20 protein-coding genes and 1 tRNA gene are annotated in these 20,782 nt (G+C 69.8%); 12 read left to right on the forward strand and 9 right to left on the reverse strand.

What is annotated here, in order from left to right; translation table 11 throughout:
- Window positions 1-20: 20 nt before the first annotated feature.
- The 3 genes from VJ693_RS02440 to VJ693_RS02450 all read right to left on the reverse strand — a co-directional run bounded on the left by VJ693_RS02440 (window position 21) and on the right by VJ693_RS02450 (window position 2,396).
- A complete protein-coding gene (locus VJ693_RS02440; RefSeq protein ID WP_324151874.1) occupies window positions 21-725 on the reverse strand; it encodes an ABC transporter ATP-binding protein in 705 nt (234 codons plus the stop codon).
- 127 nt (window positions 726-852) lie between these two features.
- Complete coding sequence (locus VJ693_RS02445) at window positions 853-1,602, reverse strand: ABC transporter ATP-binding protein (protein WP_324151875.1); 750 nt, start codon at window positions 1,600-1,602, stop codon at window positions 853-855.
- Window positions 1,599-2,396: an IclR family transcriptional regulator gene (locus tag VJ693_RS02450; RefSeq protein WP_324151876.1), complete on the reverse strand. Its 798-nt coding sequence runs from the start codon at window positions 2,394-2,396 to the stop codon at window positions 1,599-1,601. The genes VJ693_RS02445 and VJ693_RS02450 overlap by 4 nt, the downstream gene beginning before the upstream one ends.
- A 182-nt stretch (window positions 2,397-2,578) precedes the next feature.
- Here VJ693_RS02450 and VJ693_RS02455 point away from each other — a divergent pair, with 182 nt between their 5' ends.
- The 7 genes from VJ693_RS02455 (at window position 2,579) to VJ693_RS02485 (ending at window position 8,719) form a co-directional block, all read left to right on the forward strand.
- Window positions 2,579-3,442 (forward strand): hypothetical protein, encoded by an 864-nt coding sequence (locus tag VJ693_RS02455; protein WP_324151877.1) that lies wholly within the window; start codon window positions 2,579-2,581, stop codon window positions 3,440-3,442.
- A 56-nt stretch (window positions 3,443-3,498) separates the two neighbouring features.
- Entirely contained in the window at window positions 3,499-4,314 is an 816-nt protein-coding gene (locus VJ693_RS02460) for a DUF72 domain-containing protein (RefSeq protein WP_324151878.1), read from the forward strand.
- 136 nt (window positions 4,315-4,450) lie between these two features.
- Complete coding sequence (locus VJ693_RS02465; protein ID WP_324151879.1) at window positions 4,451-5,551, forward strand: hypothetical protein; 1,101 nt, start codon at window positions 4,451-4,453, stop codon at window positions 5,549-5,551.
- 95 nt (window positions 5,552-5,646) lie between these two features.
- Window positions 5,647-6,300: a metalloregulator ArsR/SmtB family transcription factor gene (locus VJ693_RS02470; protein ID WP_324151880.1), complete on the forward strand. Its 654-nt coding sequence runs from the start codon at window positions 5,647-5,649 to the stop codon at window positions 6,298-6,300.
- A 13-nt stretch (window positions 6,301-6,313) separates the two neighbouring features.
- A complete protein-coding gene (locus tag VJ693_RS02475) occupies window positions 6,314-6,664 on the forward strand; it encodes a DsrE/DsrF/TusD sulfur relay family protein (protein ID WP_324151881.1) in 351 nt (116 codons plus the stop codon).
- 13 nt (window positions 6,665-6,677) lie between these two features.
- On the forward strand, window positions 6,678-7,433 hold the full coding sequence (locus tag VJ693_RS02480) for an MBL fold metallo-hydrolase (protein WP_324151882.1): 756 nt from the start codon (window positions 6,678-6,680) through the stop codon (window positions 7,431-7,433).
- Window positions 7,430-8,719 (forward strand): MFS transporter, encoded by a 1,290-nt coding sequence (locus VJ693_RS02485; protein WP_324151883.1) that lies wholly within the window; start codon window positions 7,430-7,432, stop codon window positions 8,717-8,719. Before VJ693_RS02480 ends, VJ693_RS02485 begins: the two co-directional genes overlap by 4 nt.
- Before the next feature lie 3 nt (window positions 8,720-8,722).
- On the opposite strand, the gene VJ693_RS02490 is transcribed toward VJ693_RS02485, so the two are convergent.
- The 5 genes from VJ693_RS02490 to VJ693_RS02510 form a co-directional block, all read right to left on the reverse strand.
- A tRNA-Ser gene (locus tag VJ693_RS02490) sits at window positions 8,723-8,812 on the reverse strand.
- A gap of 53 nt (window positions 8,813-8,865) precedes the next feature.
- The gene (locus tag VJ693_RS02495; protein ID WP_324151884.1) at window positions 8,866-11,349 is read right to left on the reverse strand and encodes a TonB-dependent receptor; all 2,484 of its coding nucleotides are present in this window, start codon (window positions 11,347-11,349) and stop codon (window positions 8,866-8,868) included.
- A gap of 31 nt (window positions 11,350-11,380) precedes the next feature.
- Window positions 11,381-12,517, reverse strand: a complete 1,137-nt coding sequence (locus VJ693_RS02500) for an SO2930 family diheme c-type cytochrome (RefSeq protein ID WP_324151885.1) — start codon at window positions 12,515-12,517, stop codon at window positions 11,381-11,383.
- 80 nt (window positions 12,518-12,597) lie between these two features.
- On the reverse strand, window positions 12,598-13,842 hold the full coding sequence (locus VJ693_RS02505; RefSeq protein WP_324151886.1) for a parallel beta-helix domain-containing protein: 1,245 nt from the start codon (window positions 13,840-13,842) through the stop codon (window positions 12,598-12,600).
- 121 nt (window positions 13,843-13,963) lie between these two features.
- Window positions 13,964-14,785, reverse strand: coding sequence for a symmetrical bis(5'-nucleosyl)-tetraphosphatase (locus tag VJ693_RS02510; protein WP_324151887.1), 822 nt, complete (start codon window positions 14,783-14,785; stop codon window positions 13,964-13,966).
- Window positions 14,786-14,858: 73 nt separating this feature from the next.
- Here VJ693_RS02510 and VJ693_RS02515 point away from each other — a divergent pair, with 73 nt between their 5' ends.
- The 5 genes from VJ693_RS02515 to VJ693_RS02535 all read left to right on the forward strand — a co-directional run bounded on the left by VJ693_RS02515 (window position 14,859) and on the right by VJ693_RS02535 (window position 19,938).
- Window positions 14,859-16,157, forward strand: coding sequence for a hemolysin family protein (locus VJ693_RS02515; RefSeq protein WP_324151888.1), 1,299 nt, complete (start codon window positions 14,859-14,861; stop codon window positions 16,155-16,157).
- Between the two features lie 4 nt (window positions 16,158-16,161).
- A complete protein-coding gene (locus VJ693_RS02520) occupies window positions 16,162-16,911 on the forward strand; it encodes a SapC family protein (RefSeq protein ID WP_324151889.1) in 750 nt (249 codons plus the stop codon).
- Window positions 16,912-17,053: 142 nt separating this feature from the next.
- Window positions 17,054-18,100 carry a TRAP transporter substrate-binding protein gene (locus VJ693_RS02525; protein ID WP_324151890.1) on the forward strand — a complete coding sequence of 349 codons (1,047 nt, stop codon included), beginning with the start codon at window positions 17,054-17,056 and terminating at the stop codon, window positions 18,098-18,100.
- Window positions 18,097-18,594: a TRAP transporter small permease gene (locus VJ693_RS02530; protein ID WP_324151891.1), complete on the forward strand. Its 498-nt coding sequence runs from the start codon at window positions 18,097-18,099 to the stop codon at window positions 18,592-18,594. Before VJ693_RS02525 ends, VJ693_RS02530 begins: the two co-directional genes overlap by 4 nt.
- A gap of 21 nt (window positions 18,595-18,615) precedes the next feature.
- Entirely contained in the window at window positions 18,616-19,938 is a 1,323-nt protein-coding gene (locus VJ693_RS02535; RefSeq protein ID WP_324151892.1) for a TRAP transporter large permease, read from the forward strand.
- On the opposite strand, the gene VJ693_RS02540 is transcribed toward VJ693_RS02535, so the two are convergent.
- The gene (locus tag VJ693_RS02540) at window positions 19,932-20,780 is read right to left on the reverse strand and encodes a GNAT family N-acetyltransferase (RefSeq protein ID WP_324151893.1); all 849 of its coding nucleotides are present in this window, start codon (window positions 20,778-20,780) and stop codon (window positions 19,932-19,934) included. The genes VJ693_RS02535 and VJ693_RS02540 overlap by 7 nt on opposite strands.
- Between the last annotated feature and the right edge of the window lie 2 nt (window positions 20,781-20,782).

Consider the following 20,782-nt stretch of genomic DNA (forward strand, 5'->3'; position numbering starts at 1 on the left):
CGTGTGAAAGGCAAGGGGTTTCAGACGCCGAGGTACTCGTGCAGCCGCTCGATGCGCGACGGCAGCTCGGCCTGGCTGAACTGCTGGATGACCTGGCCGTGCTCCATCACGAGGAAGCGGTCGGCCAGCGGGGCGGCGAAGCGGAAGTTCTGCTCCACCATCACGATCGTGTAGCCCTGCTTGCGCAGCGCGACCACCATCTCGGCGAGCTTCTGCACGATGACCGGCGCGAGGCCTTCCGAGATCTCGTCGAGCAGCAGCAGCTTGGCGCCGGTGCGCAGGATGCGCGCGACCGCGAGCATCTGCTGCTCGCCGCCCGACAGGCGCGTGCCCTGGCTCGCCGCGCGCTCCTTCAAGTTCGGGAACATCGCGTAGATCTGCTCGATCGCCATGCCACCCGAGCTCAGCACCGGCGGCAGCATCAGGTTCTCCTCGGCCGACAGGCTGGCGAAGATGCCGCGCTCTTCCGGGCAGTAGCCGATGCCCAGCCGGGCGATGCGGTGGGTGGGCAGCGCGATCGCCTCGGTGCCGTGGACCTTGACCGAGCCCTTGCGCGTGCCCGTCAGGCCCATGATCGCGCGCAGGGTGCTCGTGCGGCCGGCGCCGTTGCGGCCCAGCAGCGTGACGACCTCGCCCTCGTCGACGTGGAAATCCACGCCATGCAGGACGTGCGATTCGCCGTACCAGGCGTGCAGGCCCCGAACCTCGAGATACCGCTTTGCCATCATCAGTGCTCCATCGAGCAGGCGCGCGAAGCGCCGCCGCCTCCACGTGGCGTGCGCGGATCCGGCTTTGCCGGTCCGCTGCGCGAGCCCCCTCGGGGGGCAGCGACCGGAAGGGAGCGTGGGGGCATCATCTCGCGGTGCCCATGTAGGCCTCGATCACCGCCGCGTTCTTCGAGACCTGCTCGTAGGGGCCCTCGGCCAGCGTCGCGCCGCGCTCCAGCACGGTGATGGTGTCGGCGATGCTGGCCACCACGCTCATGTTGTGCTCGACCATCAGGATCGTGCGGGCGGCGGAGACCTTCTTGATGAGCTGGCGGATGCGGTCCACGTCCTCGAGCCCCATGCCCTGGGTCGGCTCGTCGAGCAGCATCAGCTGTGGGTCCATCGCCAGCGTGGTCGCGATCTCGAGCGCGCGCTTGCGGCCGTAGGCCAGCTCGACGGCCGGCGTGGCGGCGTAGCTGCCCAGGTCCACCGCGCCGAGCAGTTCCATCGCGCGGCCGTTCAGCGAATCGAGCGTGCGCTCGCTGCGCCAGAACTGGAACGAGTTGCCGAGCTGGCGCTGCAACGCGACGCGCACGTTCTCGAGCACCGTCAGGTGCGGGAACACGGCGGAGATCTGGAAGGAGCGGATCACGCCACGGCGCGCGATGTGCGCCGCCGACTCGTGGGTGATGTCATGCCCGTCGAAGACGATGCGGCCGGCGCTCGGCGTGAGGAACTTGGTCAGCAGGTTGAAGCAGGTGGTCTTGCCGGCGCCGTTGGGGCCGATCAACGCGTGGATGTGGCCGCGCCTGACGCGCAGGTTGACCTTGCTGACCGCGACGAAGCCCTTGAACTCCTTGGTCAGGTCGTGGGTCTCGAGGATGTACTCGTTCATCCGGCCCCCTGTGCGCGCGCGCCCAGCCGCTGGCTCAAGGTGCGCGCGGCCTGAATGACGACCTGCCGCTGGCGCTCGATCTGCGCGTCGTTCAGCACTGCCTTGTTCAGGCACACGCCCAGCCCCGCCACCGGCTGGCCCGAGGCGTCGAAGATCGGGGCGGCCAGCGCCACCACCCCTTCGCGGATGCCTTCGTCGTCGATGCTGTAGCCCTGTTCGCGGCAGCGCGCGAGTTCGCCCATCAGCTCGTCCGGCGTGGCCGGGCCGCGGCCGGTCAGGCGCGGCAGCGGGCCGCGCGGGAACAGCGCGCGCACGGCGGCCGGCGGCAGGTGCGCCAGCATGGCCTTGCCGGTGGCGGCCAGGTGGGCCGGCAGCCGCATGCCGATCGTGAAGGCCAGCCCGAGCGGGCGCGAGCCGTTGCGCACCGCCACGTAGACCACCTCGGCGCCGTTGAGCACCGACAGGATCAGCGTCTCGTCCGGCGCTGGCGAGCTGCGCCACAGCGCATCGAACTCGCCCGCGACACTGGTGCTCGCGACGAAGGCCTCGGCCAGGCTCATCACGCTGGGGCCGATCAGCAACGCGCCGTTGCCGGCCCGGCGCAGGTAGCCGAAGCTGAGCAAGGTATTGCACAACCCGTGCACGCTGCTCCTGGGCAGGTCGAGCGCGGCGGCCACGCGGGCCATGCTCAGCGGCGCGCGCTCGCGCGCCAGCAGGTCCATGACCGCCACGGCGCGCGCCACCGCCGGGACGAGGCCGGCGGCGCGGGAGGGGTGGGCAGGCGGGGTGGGCACCATGTGTTCGACTGGCTGAACGCTGTCCAGCTGATCGAACGCTCAGTCTTGGGCTTCGTGGTCGGCCGGTCAATCGTTCGCGCCCTCGGTCGAGGGAAAACACCGAGCCTGCACAAGAAGCGGGTGATCGGTCCGCTTGTTCCGCAGATCGGCTGCGTGCCGGCTTCCTAGCATCGTCGGGGATGAAGCAGGCGACGAGCATGGCCATGGAAGCGCCCGGGGCGGCGGCCGGTCAGGCGCGCGGCCTCGGCCTGCGGCCGGCTGGCGCGCTGCTGCTGTGGGGGCTGGCCGGCCTGGCCGACCAGGCCGCGGACGCGGCCCCGAACCTGCGTTCGTCGGCCGCCTGGCAGGTCGCCGGGCTCGCCTGCATGCTGCTGTCGCTGCTCGGCTGCGCGCTGGGGCTGTGGCGCATTGCCGGCCAGTTGGAAGACCGCCGCCGCGGCCAGGCCGGCCTGGCACTCAAGGCGGCGATCGTGGTGCTCGGCATCGCGGCCGCGGGCGGCGTCATGTTTCGGCACCTGGGCGAGCAGGCGCTCGAAATGGGCCGCATCGCCCTGGGTGACGACCCGCTGGCGGCGGTGCAGGTCCAGCTCGATGCCAACGGCCAGGTGCTGCGCCTGCACGGCCTGCTCGGCGCCGGCTCCGCGGAGCGGGTGCACCGTGCCTTGCAGATGGCGCCGTCGGTGCGCCTGGTCCGCCTCGATTCCGCCGGCGGGCGTGTCTTCGAGGCGCAGCTGATCGCCAACGAGATTCGCCGCTACGCGCTGGACACCTATGCCGAGGGCTTGTGCGCCAGCGCCTGCACGATGCTGCTGCTGGCCGGCCGCGGGCGCGGCGCCGCCGAGGACGCCCGCATCGGCTTTCACCGCCCGCAGTTCGCCGGCATCGATGACGAGCAGGTCAGCGATGCGCATGCACTGCTGCGCAGCTACCGCGACGCCGGCCTGGGCGCCGACTTCCTCGCCCGGGTGCGCGCGACGCGCAGCGACGCGATGTGGTACCCGGCTCGCAGCGAGCTGCGGCGCCAGCGGGTGCTGACCCACTGAGCCTGCCGCGGTCTTCGCCGCGCCGCTATGCTCGGCGGCTCTTGGGGAGCCTCGGCATGACAGCAGACACTTCGGCGATTCGCGTCGGCATCGGCGGCTGGACCTTCGAGCCCTGGCGCGACAACTTCTACCCACCCGGCCTGCCGGCCAGCCGCGAGCTGGAGTACGCGAGCCGGCGCCTGACGGCGATCGAGGTCAACGGCACCTACTACAGCAGCCAGAAGCCCGCCACCTTCGCCAAGTGGCGCAGCGAGACGCCCGATGGGTTCGTCTTCTCGCTGAAGGCCTCGCGCTTCGCGACCAACCGCCGCGTGCTGGCCGAAGCCGGCGAGTCCATCGAGCGCTTCGTCACCAGCGGCATCGCCGAGCTGGGTGACAAGCTCGGCCCCATCGTCTGGCAGTTCGCGCCGACCAAGCGCTTCGAGCCGGCCGACTTCGAGGCCTTTCTGCAGCTGCTGCCGGGCGAGGCCGGCGGGCTGCCGCTGCGCCACGTGATGGACGTGCGGCACGAGAGCTTCGAGACGCCCGAGTACCTGGCGCTGGCGCGTCGCTACCGCGCGGCCACGGTGTTCACCGATTCCGACGACTATCCGTCGTTCGCCGACCTGACGGGCGACTTCGTCTACACCCGCATGATGCGCACCGACGCCTCGCTGCCCGAAGGCTGCCCGCCCGAGGCCCTCGACGCGCTCGCCGCTTGCGCGCAGGCCTGGCGCGACGGCGGCGAACCAGCCGATGTGCCGCGCATCGAGCCGCCACAGGGGGCCTCGCAACCGCGCGACGTGTTCATGTTCTTCATCAGCGGCGCGAAAGAGAAGGCCCCGGCTGCCGCGATGGCGCTGCGCGAGCGGATCGATCGAATTGCCGGGTGATTCGACCGGGGTGCTTCAGGATGTAGGCCCGCTGCCCGGGGCGGGGCGGGGCGCTGTGACATGCGAATACACCCAGCCGGCCGAACCCCCCTATCTTGTCGACCTGCGAAGACTCTCGGCCCACGGCAGGCAGCACATGACTTTGATCAATTCCCTCTCGACAGCCGCGCGCGGCGCCCCCTCGCGGCTGGCCTTCGTCACGCTGGCCATGGCCGGCTCGGCCTGGGCCGCGGTGCCCGGCACCGGCAACCCCAACGGCAATTGCGCGGTGCCCACGGCAGCGCGTGCCGACAGCATCGCCAACCCCAACCACGTGATCGGCAACGGCACGCCGTCGAGTTGCACCTCCGCGGCCTTCGTCAGCGCGGTCGCGCAGGGCGGCGTGATCACCTTCAACTGCGGGCCCGACCCGGTCACGATCACGCTGCAGCAGACGGCCAAGCTGTTCAACGACAAGCCCAACGTCGTGATCGACGGCGGCGGCAAGGTCACGCTCAGCGGTGCGGGCGTTCGGCGCATCCTCTACATGAACACCTGCGATCCGGCGCAGCACTGGACCAGCGAGCGCTGCGACATCCAGGACTACCCGCACCTGACGGTGCAGAACATCACGCTGACCAAGGGCAACTCGACCGGCCAGAGCTACGGCCAGTCCGAGGTCTACGGTGGCGGCGCGATCTTCGTGCGGGGCGGCCGGCTGAAGGTCGTCAACGCCCGCTTCTTCAAGAGCACCTGCGAGTCGACCGGTCCCGATCTCGGCGGCGGCGCGGTGCGCGCCTTCGTGGCCTCGCCGCAGGCACCGATCTACATCACGCACAGCACCTTCGGTGGCGGCCAGTACTACGGCAACAGCTGCTCCAACGGCGGCGCGGTCAGCGGCCTGGGCAGTACCTTCGCCATCTACAACAGCCTGTTCAGCTACAACAAGGCGGTTGGCTACGGCGCCAACCCGCCGCGCAGCGGCACGCCCGGCGGCGGCAGCGGCGGCGCGATCTACCAGGACGGCAACACCATCGGGCTGACCTCGTGCGGCAACAAGGTCCAGCACCACCACGCCAACGAAGGCGGCGGCGCCTTCTTCTTCGTCAGCAACGACCGCACCGGCACGATGGCGATCACCGACTCGACGCTGTTCGACAACCCGAATGACGGCTTCGAGACCAGCGGCCTGCCGGGCATCTTCATCCTCGCGAAGGCCGGGCAGCCGGTCGTGACCAACTCGGTCATCAAGCCCTGAGAGCCTGAGAACAAGGCGTCGGCCGCATCGGCCGACGCCGACACGGGGGTAATCCAGCGGGCGGCTTACATTCTAAGAATCATTAGAATGTTGGCATGAGAGAACTCAAGAACCGGCTCTACGAGCAGGTCGCCCGGATCGGGAAGGCCGTCTCCAGCCCGAAGCGCCTCGAGCTCATCGAACTGCTGTGCCAGGGCGAGAAGACCGTCGAGGCGCTGGCCGCGCAGGCCGACATCAGCGTGCAGCTCGCCAGCGCCCACCTGAAGGAGTTGCGGCTGGCGCGCCTGGTCGACACCCGCAAGGACGGCAAGTACGTGCTGTACCGGCTGGCCGGCCCCAGCGTCGCGGCGCTCTGGGTGAACCTGCGTTCGGAAGCCGAGGAGCGCCTGGTCGAGCTCCAGGTGGCCCTGGCGTCCATGGTCGAGCACGGCGACGAGCTGAAAGGGGTCGACCGGGCGTCCATCCTCGAGAAGGCCTCCACCGGCGAAGTCGTCGTGCTCGACGTGAGGCCGCAGGAGGAGTTCGCGGTGGCCCACCTGCCGCATGCACGCTCGCTGCCGGTCGGCGAGCTCAAGAAGCGGCTGGCCGAGCTGCCCAAGGACGTGCCGGTCGTCGCCTACTGCCGCGGCCCGTTCTGCCTGATGGCCAAGGAAGCGGTGGAGCTGCTTCGCAAGAAGGGCTACCGGGCCTTCCATCTCACCGACGGGGTGGCCGAGTGGCGGGCCCGCGGACTTCCCGTCGAAGCGTGACGGAGCCCTGGCCATGAGGACGTTGCTGATCCTGAACGACGCGCCCTACGGGAGCGAGCGCACCTACAACGGAGCCCGACTCGCCGGCGCGCTGGCCAAACAGCCCGGGAGCGAGGTGAAGGTGTTCCTCATCGGCGACGCAGCTGCAGCCGCTCACACGAAGCAGAAGGTCCCCACCGGCTTCTACAACCTCGAGGTGATGCTGGGTTCGGTGGTGAATCGCGGCGGCGTCATCGGCGTCTGCGGCACCTGCATGGACGCGCGCGGTGTCGGGGTCGACGACCTCATCGCGGGGGCCCATCGCAGCAGCCTGGACGAACTCGCGCAATGGACGGCCTGGGCCGACAAGGTCCTGGTGTTCTGACCCGGAGACAGACATGTTCTTTCGCCAACGCGCCGCCGCCAACGCGACCCTGTCGTACTTCTTCGGTTGCGCCGGCCTGTCGAAGGCCGTCGCCGTGGATGTGGTCGCCGGCGACGAGGACTGGTTCGTGGCCGAGGCCGAAAAGGCCGGCGTGCGTATCGCCCATGTCATCGACACCCATGTCCACGCCGACCACTACTCGGGCGGCCCGGCGCTGGCGCGTCGCGTCGGCGCGCCGTACTACCTGCACGAGAGCAACGAGGGCCGGGCCCGGTTCGAGTTCGTCCCGCTCGCGGACGGCCAGCGACTCGAGAGCGGCAACGTCCTCGTCGATGTCGTCCATACCCCGGGCCACACGCCCGACAGCGTATGCCTCCTGGTGCGTGACCTGCGCCGCGGCGACGAGCCCTGGTTCGTCGTCACGGGCGACACGCTCTTCGTCGGTGCCGTCGGGCGCCCCGACCTCGCCGGCCACGAACGCGAGATGGCCGGCCAGCTGTACGACACGCTGCACAGGAGGTTGCTGACCCTCCCGCCCGAGCTGGAGATCTATCCCGGCCACCAGGCGGGCAGCGCCTGCGGTGCCGGCCTGTCCGGCAAGCCTGCGTCCACCATCGGCTTCGAGAGGCGCTTCAACCCGATGCTGTCGATGTCGCGCGACGCCTTCGTGGATGCGCTGACAGCCGAGATTCCCCCGCAGCCCGCCGACATGGCGCGCATCGTCGAGGCGAACCTTCGCGGCGCCGCGCCGGAGCCCGCACGCACATGACCGGGGCCAGAGAATTCGGCATCCGGGTCAACCTGGGGCAGGTCCTGCAGCAGCTGCTGCAGGTGCTGCTGGTGGGCATGACCATCGGGATGATGCGCAACGTCGTTCCGGCGCTCGCCGAAGCGGAGTTCGGCGTACCGCGCGGCTCGTTCATGTTGCTCGTCGCGTTCGTCGTCGCCTTCGGCTTCGTCAAGGGGGCCATGAACTTCGTGGCCGGCCGGCTCGCGGAGCGAATCGGCCGGCGGCTGGTGCTGCTGATCGGCTGGCTCGTCGCCCTGCCGATTCCGCCGCTCGTCTACTGGGCGCCATCCTGGGGCTGGATCGTCCTGGCCACCGTCCTGCTCGGCATCAACCAGGGGCTGACCTGGTCGATGACGCAGACAGCCAAGCTCGACCTCACGCGCGCCGACCAGCGCGGCCTGGTCATCGGGCTCAACGAGTTCGCCGGCTACGTCGGCGTGGCCGTGGCGGGCGTGCTGACGGGCTACGCCGCCTCGGCGCTCGGCCCCAGGGCGGGCTTGCTGTGGTTCGGCGCCGCCGTCATCGGCCTGGCCACGTTGCTGGCCTGGCTGGCCGTGGCCGAGACGCTGCCCTGGGCCCAGGCCGAGACGAAGCGGCACGCGACGCCGTTGGCCCAGGCCGCGCGGCCGCGCTATCCGGCCGGCGTGAGCGACCGGCCCTCGACCGGCGAAATGTTCGCGCTGATGAGCTGGCGCGACCGGAGGATGGCCGCGCTGTGCCAGGCCGGCCTCGTGGAAAAGTTCGTCGATGCGCTGGTCTGGGCCTTCTGGCCGGTCTACCTGCATCAACGCGGCGTCGGCCTGCCCGGCATCGGCTGGATCGTCGGCGTCTACGGCTTCACCTGGGGCGCGGCCCAGTTCTTCACCGGCAGGCTTTCCGACCGGCTGGGCCGGCACCACCTCAACGCCTGGGGCATGTGGGTCTGCGGCGCCGGCGTGGCGCTGATGCCGTTCGGCGGCAGCGCCGGCTGGTGGAGCGCCTCGGCCGCCATCGCCGGCCTGGGCATGGCCATGCTGTACCCGAACCTCAGTGCGGCCGTGGCCGACATCGCCCACCCGAACTGGCGAGCGTCCGCGATCGGCATCTACCGCTTCTGGCGTGATCTGGGCTACGGCGTCGGCGCGCTCGGCCTGGGCGCAGCGGCCGCGCTCGGTGGCCGGCTCGAGAGCGCCTTCTGGTTCGTCGCCATCGCGATGGCGATCTCGGGCGCCGTCCTCTATCGCTGGGGGGAGGAAACCCATCCTCGCCTCAACCCTGCCACTTGAACCTGGCGGAAGCGGTGAGATTCGAACTCACGGACGGGATGAACCGTCGCCGGTTTTCAAGACCGGTGCCTTAAACCGCTCGGCCACGCTTCCGTTGGAGGAAGGGCGCTACTTTAGCGCAGCGCCTTCGGCCTCCTCCCTCCACGCTACAACTTGGCCTTGAATTCGATCTGGATGCGGCGCGGCTCGGTCAGCCCGGCGTAGTAGGGCGAGCCGACGACCGACGACAGGTTGCTCAGCCAGTTCACGTACTGCTTGTCGAACAGGTTGCTGACGACCAGCGCGACGCCCCATTGCTTCGAGGCCGCATCCCAGCCGAGGCGGGTGTCGACGCGCTGGCGGGCCTCGCCGACGGTGAAGGTCGGCGCCCTCAGGCAACTGCCCTGGGCCACCGAATCGTCGTTGCAGCGTGTGGCGCCGAGGTACGAGCCTTGCAGCGTCCAGTTCGCGCTGCCGTCCCCCATCGCCCACTGCACGTCGACGCCGGCGGTCAGCGAGGTGGTCGGCGTGCCGTAGGGCTGGCCGCTCAGGTCGTTGGCATCGCCGGCGCGGTTGCGCTGCGCCTTGTAGGTCTGGTCGATGAACTCGGCCGCGCCGAACAGGCGCAACTCGCGAGAGACCTGCCACTGCGCTTCGATGTCGAGGCCGTTGGCCTGCACGTCACTCGTCGTCACCACGTAGGCCGGGATGGCCAGGCTGTGGTCCAGCACCACGTTCTGCAGGTTCTTGAACAGGTAGTGGAACGCCGAGGCGCCGTAGCTCAGCCCGGTGCCGGCCAGGCGGCCCTTGATGCCGAGCTCGTAGTTGGTGATCGTCTCCGGCTCGAAGGCGCCGCCGTTCACGTCGGTGCTGACCGAGTTGAAGCCGCCGGCCTGGTAGCCGCGGGTGACCGAGGCGAAGACCATCGTGTCCTGGTCCAGCTTGTGGTCGAGCACGAGGCGCGGGCTGACGTTGTTCCAGCTCTTGCTGGCGTAGGCCGGCGCGGCCATCCAGGCGGGGTTGTTGAACTCGATGTTGCTGGCCTGCAGGAAGCCGGCCAGGCCGGCCAGCGCGTCTGCCGTGGCCTGGTCGAGCGCGCCGGCGGCGACGAGCTGGGCGAAGAAGTCGGGTGAGAACACCGCGAGCTGCGGGTCCAGCCCCGGTGCCGAGCGCAGCGGGCTGTACCAGCTGAACTTCTTCTCGTCGCGGGTGAAGCGGATGCCGGTGGTCAGGTTGGTGGCTGCGCCGAGGTGCCAGATGGTGTCGGCGAAGAGGGCGTAGGCCTTGAAGTCGCCGGTGTTGTTCATGCCTTCCTGCCAGGTCTGGCCGAGCAGGTCGATCTGCGGCAGGCCGGCGGCCAGGGCGAGGCGGTTGAAGGTCAGGAAGGGCGGCGGCGGGATCTCGCAGGGGTCGTGCGGCTCCGGGGTCGCCAGGCACTGCCGGTACGCCGCCATCGGCAGCAGCGTGTCGAGCGAATCGGTGTACGTGTTGACCTGGCTGGTCTGCCGCGCCTTCTCGCGCGACAGGCTCAGGCCCACCAGCCAGTCGACGGTCGGGGTGTTGCCGGCCAGGCGGAATTCCTGCTGCCAGCTGGTGTTCTTCTCGAAGTTGCCGGTCGACAGGTGCGAGGCGATGTTGTCGGTGCCGTCGTTGTCTTGCAGGTTGGCGGTGTCGAAGTGGCGCCAGCCGGTCAGGCTGGTGAAGCTCATCGGGCCGAAGTCGTGCTCGATGCGCAGCGTCAGCCCGTCGAGCAGGCGCTCTTCGCGGCCGTTGACCGGGTCGTTGCGCAGCGGCTGCTTGCGCGGGTCGACGAAGGACGAGGTGTCGGTGGGGAAGACCGGGGTCGTCGGCGTCACGGCCCAGACCGGGCGCGGGCGCTGGTCCAGGTCTTCGTGCTCCCAGCTCAGCACGGCGCTGGTGGCGTCGCCGGGCGTCCAGCCGAGCGACAGGCGCGCGCCCCAGGCGTTGTCCTGCGGCGCGCGTTGGCCGGTGGTGACGTTGGTCGTCCAGCCCTCGCGGCGCTGGGTGACCGAGGCGAAGCGCAGCGCCAGCTCGTCGCCGAGCGGCTGGTTGACCATTGCCTCGGTGTGCAGCGAGCCCTGGTTGCCCAGGCGCACCAGGCCGCTGGCGGCAAAGCCGGGCGTCGGGTCGTTGGTGATCACCGAGATCGCACCGCCGGCGCTGTTGCGGCCGAAGAGCGTGCCCTGCGGGCCCTTGAGCACCTCGACGCGCTTGATGTCGTTGAAGTTCAGCAGCGCGCCACCGGTCTTGCCGGCGTACAGGCCGTTCACGTACACGCCGACCGGTGAATCGGTACCGATGCCGAAGTCGGCGGTGCCCAGGCCGCGCAGCGTGAAGTTCGGCTGGGTCGGCTCGGTCGCATCGATCTGCAGGCCCGGCGTGAAGCTGGAGACCTCGGCGATGTTGACCGCGCCGAGCTTGGCGATCTGCTCGGGGCTGACCGTCTGGATCGCGATCGGCACCTGCAGCACCTCCTGCTTGCGGCCCTGGGCGGTGACCTCGATCACCTGGGGCGCGCTGTCGTCCGCCGCGGCGGCCTGGGCTGGCAACGTGGGCAGGCCGGCGGCGGCGCAGGCAGCGGCGAGGGCAGTGCGGCGCAGCGTGCCGGGCAGGGGCGGGCGTCGTGACATGGTCGGTCTCCTCCGGAGCGGTTCGTGGTCTTCAGGGCGACGTGCAGCGGCCGGGCAAGGAGGCGATCCATTGGCGGACCAGCTGCAGGCCCTCTTCGTGCACGGTGTTTCGGCCGAGCTCGGGCATCATCACGCCGCCCTCGGTGCTGGCCATCCGCCAGGCCATGATCGAGGCGTCGGGCTGGCCCGGCACGATGCCGTAGAGGCGGTCGCCCGTGCCCTTGCCCGCAGCGACGGGCGACTTGCACACCCCCATGTGCCAGTCGACCGGGGCGAAGGCGTCGAGGCGCAGCGCCGTGTTGCTGGCGGTCGCGTTGGCCTGGTGGCAATGCGCGCAGTTGATGTCGAGGTAGGCGCGGGCACGCTCGGCCAGCGGCGCGCGTTCGTCGCGCCAGTCGGCCGCGCGCGGCAGCTCGGTGCCTGGCACGCCGGCGAGGTAGCCCTCGCGCATCCAGCGCGCGAGCTGGTTCTCGCTGCCGTCGGCATAACGCAGCGCGCGGTTCAGGTGGCGCGCCTTCGGCCCGATCGGCGTGAAGACCTTCTGCTTCAGGTTCACCACATGGCACGAGGCGCACTGGTTCTCGTTCGGCACCACGTAGGTGAAGCGCTGGCTGCGGCCGGCATCGTCGACCAGCTCGAGCGCTCTCTGGTCGCCGGTGCGCTCGAGCACGGCGTCGGTCTGCTCGTCGTTCCAGACGTAGGGCAGGGCGTCCCAGCCGGTGTCGCGGCGCACCAGCACGCGGGTCTCGATCAGGCGCACCTTGCCCAGATCGAGGCCCTCGGCGGGCGATGCGGCGTCGGCGGCCGCGGTCTGGCGCACCATCGGCGAGCCGGCGGCGGCGCCGTCGACCTTCGGGTAGTAGAAGGTCTTGGTGATGATCGTGCCGACGGGGAAGTCGAAGGCCTGCTCGGCGTCGTACCGGGCGGGCTGGCCCGCGGGCATCCACACCGTGCGCAGCTTGTGCGCGTGGTCGCTGAACAGCGGCGTGTTCAAGTCGTAGGGCAGCACGCCGGCATTGAGCCGCAAGCGCGCGCCGTCGGCCTCGACCACGTGCCAGTCGGACAGCTTGGCCGGCTTGCCCTCGGCGATGTAGTTCACCGGCGGCTGCGCGCGCTGGCAGCCTGCCAGCGCCGTGGCGAGCGCGATGCAGGCCAGTGCCCCAACCAAGGGGTTTGCGCGGATCCGGCTTTGCCGGTCCGCTGCAAAAGCCCCCTCGGGGGGCAGCGACCGGAAGGGAGCGTAGGGGCTCACAGGTTGACTTGCGACAGCCGCGGCAGATCGCAGCGCAGCTCGTCGGTGACCATGCGGGGGTTCTTGTACTTGCCGGGGCCGTCGGCGTTGAGCACGCCGGCCTGGCCGTTGTTGACGCACAGGCGGGCCTCGGCCGCGCCGGTGGCCTTGGGGTCGGCGTAGCCGTCCCACAGCACGTCGGGGAAGCGGCCGCTCAGGCCGAACATCGCCGTCTTCAGCACCTTCAGGTCGACGCCGTCGGGCGAATCGCCACCGCCCGAGAAGCGGTTGCCGTGTACGTAGATCGCCTTGGGGTACGGGTCGTAGCCCGGCTCGACGCCCTTGTCGCTGTAGTAGCCGGTCGAGAAGTAGCTCGAGATGATGACGTTGGCGGTGCGGTTGTCGAGCACGTCGTTGTCGAAGATCTCGACCTTGGTGTTGGAGTTGACGACCACGCCCGAGCCGGCCGGCACGCTGGCCACCGCGGTGCCCTTGGCGCCGAAGTTGCCGAGGTTGTTCTGCTCGACGCGGTTCTTGTAGACGCGGGTCGAGTGCCCCGGCTGCGACAGGTTGGGCATGTTGAAGACCAGGATGCCGCCGGTGTTGCCGGTGGCGACGTTCTCGTAGACGTCGGCATCGATCGTGTTCTCGATCTCGATGCCCGCCACGTTCTGCTCGGCGCGGCAGCGGCGCACGATGACGTTCTTCGACTGGCCGACGTAGATGCCGGCGTCCGACGCGCCGAAGGACTGCGAGTCCTCGATCAGCACGTTCCTCGTCTTGACCGGGTAGATGCCGTAGGCGCCGTTGCTGGTCTTGGGGCCGTCGGTCCAGCGTATGCGCACCGCGCGGATGGTGATGTTCTCGCCGTCGTTGACCTTCAGCCCGTCGCCCTGGCTGTCCTCGATCGTCAGGCCCTCGATCGTGAAATCGCTCGCCTGGACCAGCAGGCCTTCAGGGCCGGCGACCTGGCCGCGGAAGGACAGGATGGTCTTGTCCAGGCCCGCGCCGCGCAGCGTGACCCCGCTGGCGCGCAAGGACAGCCCGCGGTCGAGGTGCCAGCTGCCGGCCGGGATCTCGACCACCGTGCCGGGCTTGGCGTCGAGCAGCTGCTCCTGCAGCTTCTTCTGGAAGGCCGTGTCGACGGCCAGGTCGCCGGCGCGCTGGCCGCCATCCGGCGCAGTCCTGCTGCAGCCGACGAAGGCGAATGCCGCCAGGAAGGCGGCGGCCGCCGCGTGGCGACCGGCACGGGGAATGCGCATGGATTGACCTCGCTCAAGCACCCTTCTGCCGAAGAATGTAGCAAAGACTATCTTTAGCGAGCTTGCGGGGTTTCCCCCGGTGACGCGGCCGCCGGTTGCGTCACCCCCGGGCATGCGGCCGTCAGAACGGCGACTGGGCCTGCGCGCAGCGGACCTGGGTGACCTCGCGCCGGCCGCCGTCGACCCGCACGGCGGTCAGCTCGCCGCCCCAGACGCAGCCGGTGTCCAGCGCCAGCAGGTCGGGCCGGTTGATCAGGCCCAGCGTCGACCAATGGCCGAAGGCGATCGGCTGGCCGGCACTGGCACGGTTCGGGTGCTCGAACCAGGGCTTGAAGCCGGGCGGGGCGGTATCGGCCGAATCCTTGCTCTCGAATTCGAGCGTGCCGTCGGCGCTGCAGAAGCGGATGCGCGTCAGCACGTTGATGATGAAGCGCAGCCGCTCGACGCCGCTGTGCGCCTCGTCCCAGCGGCGTGGCTCGTTGCCGTACATCTGCGGCAGGAAGTCGCGCAGGCCGGGGCCGCGCAGCATGGCCTCGACCTCGGCGGCCAGCGCCAGCGTGCGTGCGGTGTCCCACTGCGGCACCACGCCGGCGTGCACCAGCAGCCAGCCCTCGGCCTGCGCCGCCATGCGGCCCTGGCGCAGCCAATCCAGCCAGGCGTCGCGTCGCGGGTCGTCGAGGATGTGGGTCAGCGTGTCGCGCTTGTGCGGCGGGCGCACACCCGCCGCCACGGCCAGCAGGTGCAGGTCGTGGTTGCCCAGCAGGTAGCCGGCACTGCTGCCGAAACCCTCTAGCCGGTGCAGCACCTGCAGCGAGCCGGGGCCGCGGTTGACCAGGTCGCCCAGCACGTGCAGCTTGTCGCGCGAGGGCGAGAAGCCGATTTCGGCCAGCAGGCGTTCGAAGGCGTCGCAGCAGCCTTGCAGGTCGCCGATGAGGTAGTGCATCGCACGATTCTGCTACGCTCACGCCCCATTTCTGCCTCCCCGCGCGGCGCGAACATTGCTTCGCCCGCACCACATGGACGTCGCGCTCTTAGTCTTCCTGATCCTTCTCAACGGCCTGTTCGCCATGTCCGAGATGGCCTTGTCGGCCAGCCGCAAGGCGCGCCTGCAGGTGATGCTGGAGGCCGGCGAAGGCGGCGCCCAGGCGGCGATCGATCTGCACGACAACCCGACGAAGTTCCTCTCGACGGTGCAGATCGGCATCACCTCGATCAGCATCCTGAACGGCATCGTCGGCGACGCGGCGTTCTCCGGCCCGCTGTCGGCTTGGCTGATCGAGATGCTGCCGCTGTCGCAGCGCGCCGCGGACGTGTCCGCCACCGCGCTGGTCGTGCTGATCATCACCGTGCTGTCGATCATCTTCGGCGAGCTGGTGCCCAAGCGTCTGGGCCAGATGTACCCCGAGACGGTCGCGCGGCTGGTGGCGCCGCCGATGGAGTGGCTGTCCGCTGCAACGCGGCCGCTGGTGGCCGTGCTCGCCTTCTGCACCGAGGGCATCCTGCGCCTGATGGGGGTGCGGGGCGGCCCGGCGCGCAGCGTGACCGAGGAGGAGATCGCCGCCAGCCTCGAAGAGGGTCTGGACGCCGGCGTGATCGAGGCGCAGGAGCACCAGATGGTGCGCAACGTGTTCCGCCTCGACGACCGCCAGATCGGCTCGATGATGATCCCGCGCGCCGAGATCAAGTGGCTCGACGCCAATGCCACGCTCGAGGACGTGGTGCGTGTCATCGCCGACGAAGAGCACTCGCGCTACCCCGTCTGCCGCGACGGGCTCGACGACGTGATCGGCGTCGTCTCTGCGCACAGCCTGCTCAAGCCGCTGGCCGAAGGCCGGGGCACCTCGCTGGCCGACCATCTGCAGCCGCCGGTGTTCGTGCCCGAGACGCTGTCGGGCATGGAGCTGCTCGAGCACTTCCGCACCTCGGGCGCCGAGCTGGTCTTCGTGGTCGACGAATACGGTGCGGTGCAGGGCGTGATCACCGTGCGCGACGTGCTGGAGGCGATCACCGGCGAGTTCGGCACGCCTGCCGGCGACGATGCCTGGGCCGTGCAGCGCGCCGACGGCAGCTGGCTGGTCGACGGCCTGATCCCGGTGCCCGAGCTGAAGGACCGGCTGGAGCTCAAGGAACTGCCCGAGGAAGACCGCGGGCGCTACAACACCCTGGCAGGCATGATCATGCTGCTGCTGGGCCGGTTGCCGCACATCACCGATCAGGTGGAGTGGGAAGGCTGGCGTTTTGAGGTGGTGGACCTCGATGGAAAACGGGTCGACAAGGTGCTGGCCACCCGACGCCCCGAAGACTCTGGAGACTAGTGAAGTGATCAACCCCGAGCTGCACAAGAAGCCCGTCGCGCTGGACCGTGTGGCGCACCGCAACCTCAGGATCCGCCGCGAGCACAGCGCGCTGGACGCCACGTCCGGCCTGAACGCCTTCTTCGTCACCGCGGCCGAGTTCGTCGACGCGTGCAAGGAATACCCCATCCTGTTCCTGCGCGCCGGCAAGGACGAACAGGGCCGCGAGCTGTGCGCCCCGGTCACCGTGTTCGGCATCCGCAAGGGCGAGAACCTGGTGTACCGCCACGGCCGCTGGAACGCGCGCTACGTGCCGGCGCTGCTGCGCGCCTACCCCTTCGCGATGGCGCCCACGCCCGACAAGCAGTACGTGGTCTGCTTCGACGAGACCTCGCCGGTGTTCTCCACCGAGGAGGGCGAGCGCCTGTTCAAGGACGACGGCGAGCCGACGCCCTACCTCGAGGATGTGCGCGCCTTCGTCGAGAAGATCGAGGTCGAGGTCGACCGCACCCGCAACGCTGGCCGCATGCTGATGGAGATGAAGCTGCTGCAGGACAAGCGCTTCGATGCCAAGCTGCCCGACGGCACCCCGGTGTCGATGGACGGCTTCATGGCCGTCGACGAGGAGCGCCTGAAGAACCTCACCGATGCCGAGATCATCGAGCTGCAGCGCACGGGCCTGCTGGCGCTGGTGCACTTCCACATGGCGTCGATGAGCAACATGAGCCAGTTGCTCGAGACCTACGCCGAGAAGCGCGCAGGCGAGACGGCCTGACCCCTGCCGCGCAGGCCCATGCTTGCGCGGCATAGCAGCTATCGTCCGGGCTTGCCGGAATCGGGTAGTTCCCCGCTTGGGCGGGTGGGTGCCGCGGCGTAAGCTGCGGCGCCAACGCCCCCGAGGACCGAGGAGATTCCCGATGAAGACGACGCCCCGTTCGTTCGCCAGGCTCGCTGCCCTGGCCGCCGCCGCGATGCTGGCATTGCCGGCCGGCGCCCAGGAAGTGACGCTGAAGTTCCACCACATCTGGAACCCGCAGGCCATGGCCTCGGTGAACCTGATCCAGCCGTGGTGCGACAAGATCGCGAAAGAGTCGGGCGGCAAGATGAAGTGCCAGATCCTGCCGGCGATGTCCGGCGGGGGCACGCCGCCGCAGCTGGTCGACCGGGTCAAGGACGGCGTCGACGACCTCGTCATCAGCTTGCCCGGCTACACGGCCGGTCGCTTCCCGGCGATGGAGGTCTTCGAGCTGCCCTTCATGTGCAACTCGGCCGAGGCCGGTGCCCGCGCCGCCTGGGATTACCTGCAGAAGTACGCGCTGAAGGAATTCCCCGGCACCAAGATCCTGGCGACCTGGGTCCATGACGAAGGCTACATCCACACCCGCGACAAGCAGGTGAAGACGATGGCCGACTTCAAGGGCCTGAAGATGCGCGCGCCCACGCGGCAGACCAACAAGCTGCTCGCCATCCTGGGCGCCTCGCCGGTGGGCATGCCGCTGCCGGCCATTCCCGATGCGGTGAGCAAGGGCACGATCGACGGCTTCCTGCTGCCCTGGGAGGTGATGCCTTCGCTGAAGCTGCAGGAGCTGGTCAAGTACGACAGCGAGACCGACCCGAGCCGCCCGGCGCTCTACAGCGCGGTGTTCATCTTCGCGATGAACCAGGCGAAGTACGACAGCCTGAGCCCGGAGCTGAAGAAGGTCATCGACGACAACAGCGGCGCGGCGTTCTCGCAGTCGATCGGCAAGATCTGGGACAACAGCCAGGCCGCGGGCCGCAAGGCTGCGCAGGAGCACGGCAACGTGCTCTACACGATCCCGGCCGCCGAGCTGGACAACTGGGTCAAGGCCGCGGCGCCGCTGTACACCGGCTGGGTGGCCGACATCGAAGGCAAGGGCATGCCGGCCAAGCAGATGCTGCAGGACGCCAAGGACCTGCTGGCCAAGTACAAGACGGTCAAGTGAAGTCGCCGTTGGGCCGCGCACTGCGGCAGTCGTCGCTGCTGTTCGCGGTGCTCGGCGGCGGCGTCGCCTGCATCGTCGCCGGCATGACGGTCACCTCGATCGTGATGCGCGCGCTGCTGTCGCGGCCGATCGGCGGTGACGTCGAACTCACGCAGTTCGGCATCGCGCTGACGATCTCGCTGTGCCTGCCCTGGGCCCAGCTGCACGGCGCGAACATCATCGTCGACTTCTTCACCCAGGCCCTGCCCGAGCGGGCCACGCGCCGGCTCGATGCGGTCGGCGCGCTGCTGCTGGCCGCGATGTGCGCCCTGCTGTCGTGGCGCACTTCGGTCGGGGCGATCGCCGTGCGCGAGGCGGGCGAGACCACGATGATCCTGGACCTGCCGATGTGGTGGGCTTATGCCTCGCTCGCACCGGGGCTGGCGCTGACGGCGCTGATCGCGCTGGTGCAGGCCGCGCGCTGCCTGCGCGGCGGCGACCTGATCGAGAACTAGAACGCCAGATCGCGAGGGGTGATGGATCCGCTGATGATCGGCCTGCTGATGTTCGCAGGCATGCTGGGCTTGATGGCGCTGCGGGTGCCGATCGCCGCCGCGATGTTCATCCCCGGCGCGCTGGGCTACTGGGCGATGACCAACGACCAGGCGCTGCTGAACCAGTTGAAGGGCAGCGCCGTCGCGCGGCTGACGGTGTACGACCTGTCGGTGATCCCGCTGTTCCTGCTGATGGGGCAGTTTGCGACGCAGGGCGGCCTGTCGCGCTCGCTGTTCCAGGCCGCGGCGGCTTTCGTCGGCCACATCCGTGGCGGCCTGGCGATGGCGGCGGTGCTGAGCGCTGCGGCCTTCGGCGCGGTCTGCGGCTCGTCGGTGGCGACCTCGGCCACGATCACCCAGGTGGCCTACCCCGAGATGAAGGCCCACGGCTACAGCGGCCGGCTGGCCACGGCCACGCTGGCCTCGAGCGGCACGCTGGGCATCCTGATCCCGCCGTCGGTGCCGCTGGTCGTCTACGCGATCCTGACCGAACAGAACATCGCCAAGCTCTTCGCCGCGGCGATGGTGCCGGGCATCCTGGCGATGCTCGGTTACCTGCTGGTCATCGCACTCGTCTGCCGCTGGCAGCCGAGCCAGGCCACGCCGAGCGAGCCGATGCCCTGGAGCCGGCGCTGGCGCGCGCTGGCCGGGATCTGGCCGATCGTCACGATCTTCCTCGTCGTGTTCGGCGGCATCTACGGCGGCCTGTTCTCGCCCACCGAGGGGGCCGCGGTGGGCGCGGTGGGCACCTTCCTGGCTGCCGTGGCGCGGCGCGAGCTCGACCGCGCCGGCATCGTGCGCAGCTTCGTCGGCACCGCCGAGACCTCGGCGATGGTCTTCATGATCTTCCTCGGCGCCGACATGATGAACGCCTCGCTGGCGCTGACGCAGATGCCGCGGCTGCTGGCCGACTGGGTGGCGCACCTGCACGTGGCGCCGCTGGCGATCGTCGGCGCGGTGATGGTGTTCTACGTCGTGCTCGGCTGCGTGATGGACGAGCTGTCGATGATGCTGCTGACGATTCCCGTGCTCTTCCCCGCGATCATGGGGCTGGATCTGTGGGGCCTGAATCCCGAGATGAAGGCGATCTGGTTCGGCATCCTGGTGCTGATGACCGTCGGCATCGGCATGACGGCGCCGCCCGTCGGCCTGAACGTCTACGTGGTCAACAGCGTCGCGAAGGACGTGCCGATGAGCGAGACCTACAAGGGCGTGTTCCCCTTCCTCGCGACCGACGTGCTGCGCACGCTGGCGATGCTGTTCTTCCCGGTGCTGTGCCTGGGGCTGGTGGAGCTCTTCTACTGACGGGGCCTCTGCGCCCCGCGCCACTCGAAATTCAGGCGCGAGGCCACGGTCTCGAAGCCGCAGCGATGCATGTTGGCCAGCGACGGGTTCGGCTCGTCGCCGATCGGCTCGCCGGTTTCGGTGACGGCCCAACGGCAGCCGGCCGCCGCGGCATCGGCAATGCGATGCGCCATCAGCGCCTGCTGGCCGCCTTGCCGGCGATGTGAGGGCAACACGGCACCCATCCCCAGCCACCCGGTGTCGCCTTGCACGAACAGGCATGCGCCGCCCACGACGGTGTCGCTGGCGCGGGCGGCGTAGAGCGTCCAGCCGGCCCGCGCGGCGAGCGCGGCGAGCCAGTCGGCCATGAAAGAAGGCATCTCGAAAGCGGTCCTCACCGCCTCGGCAATGGCCCGGGCTTCGCCAGCTCGCGCAGGCCCGATCTGCAGAGCGGTCGGGGGCGGATCCGGCGCGGGCGAGACGGCGCGCATCACCTTGGCCCACCTGCGCCGCGCCGGCGGCACGAATCCCCAGGCCACCAGCCGCTCGCCGAAGCCGGCGGGCGACGCGGCCGGGTTCCAGTGCAGCCACCACGGCGCGCTGCCGGCCGCGCGGTAGCGCTCGATCCAGTGATCGACGGCGGCCTGGTCGGCCGGCGCCCGCCAACCCAGGCCCATCACGCGGTTGAACATCGCCGACGGGATGGCCGGGGCGAACAGCGCGGTCGCACCGGCATGCTGCTCGACGCGCAGGTCGAGCCGGGCGGCGAGCGCCGGTGGCGCGGCGGCGTACAGGTCGGCGAAGGCGGCGGCCTCGATCTCGTCGGCGCGCCGGGCAGCGTCGGGCGGCAGCATCGCGTGCATGT

Source organism: Ideonella sp. (assembly GCF_035254525.1).
Taxonomy (GTDB): domain Bacteria; phylum Pseudomonadota; class Gammaproteobacteria; order Burkholderiales; family Burkholderiaceae_C; genus Ideonella.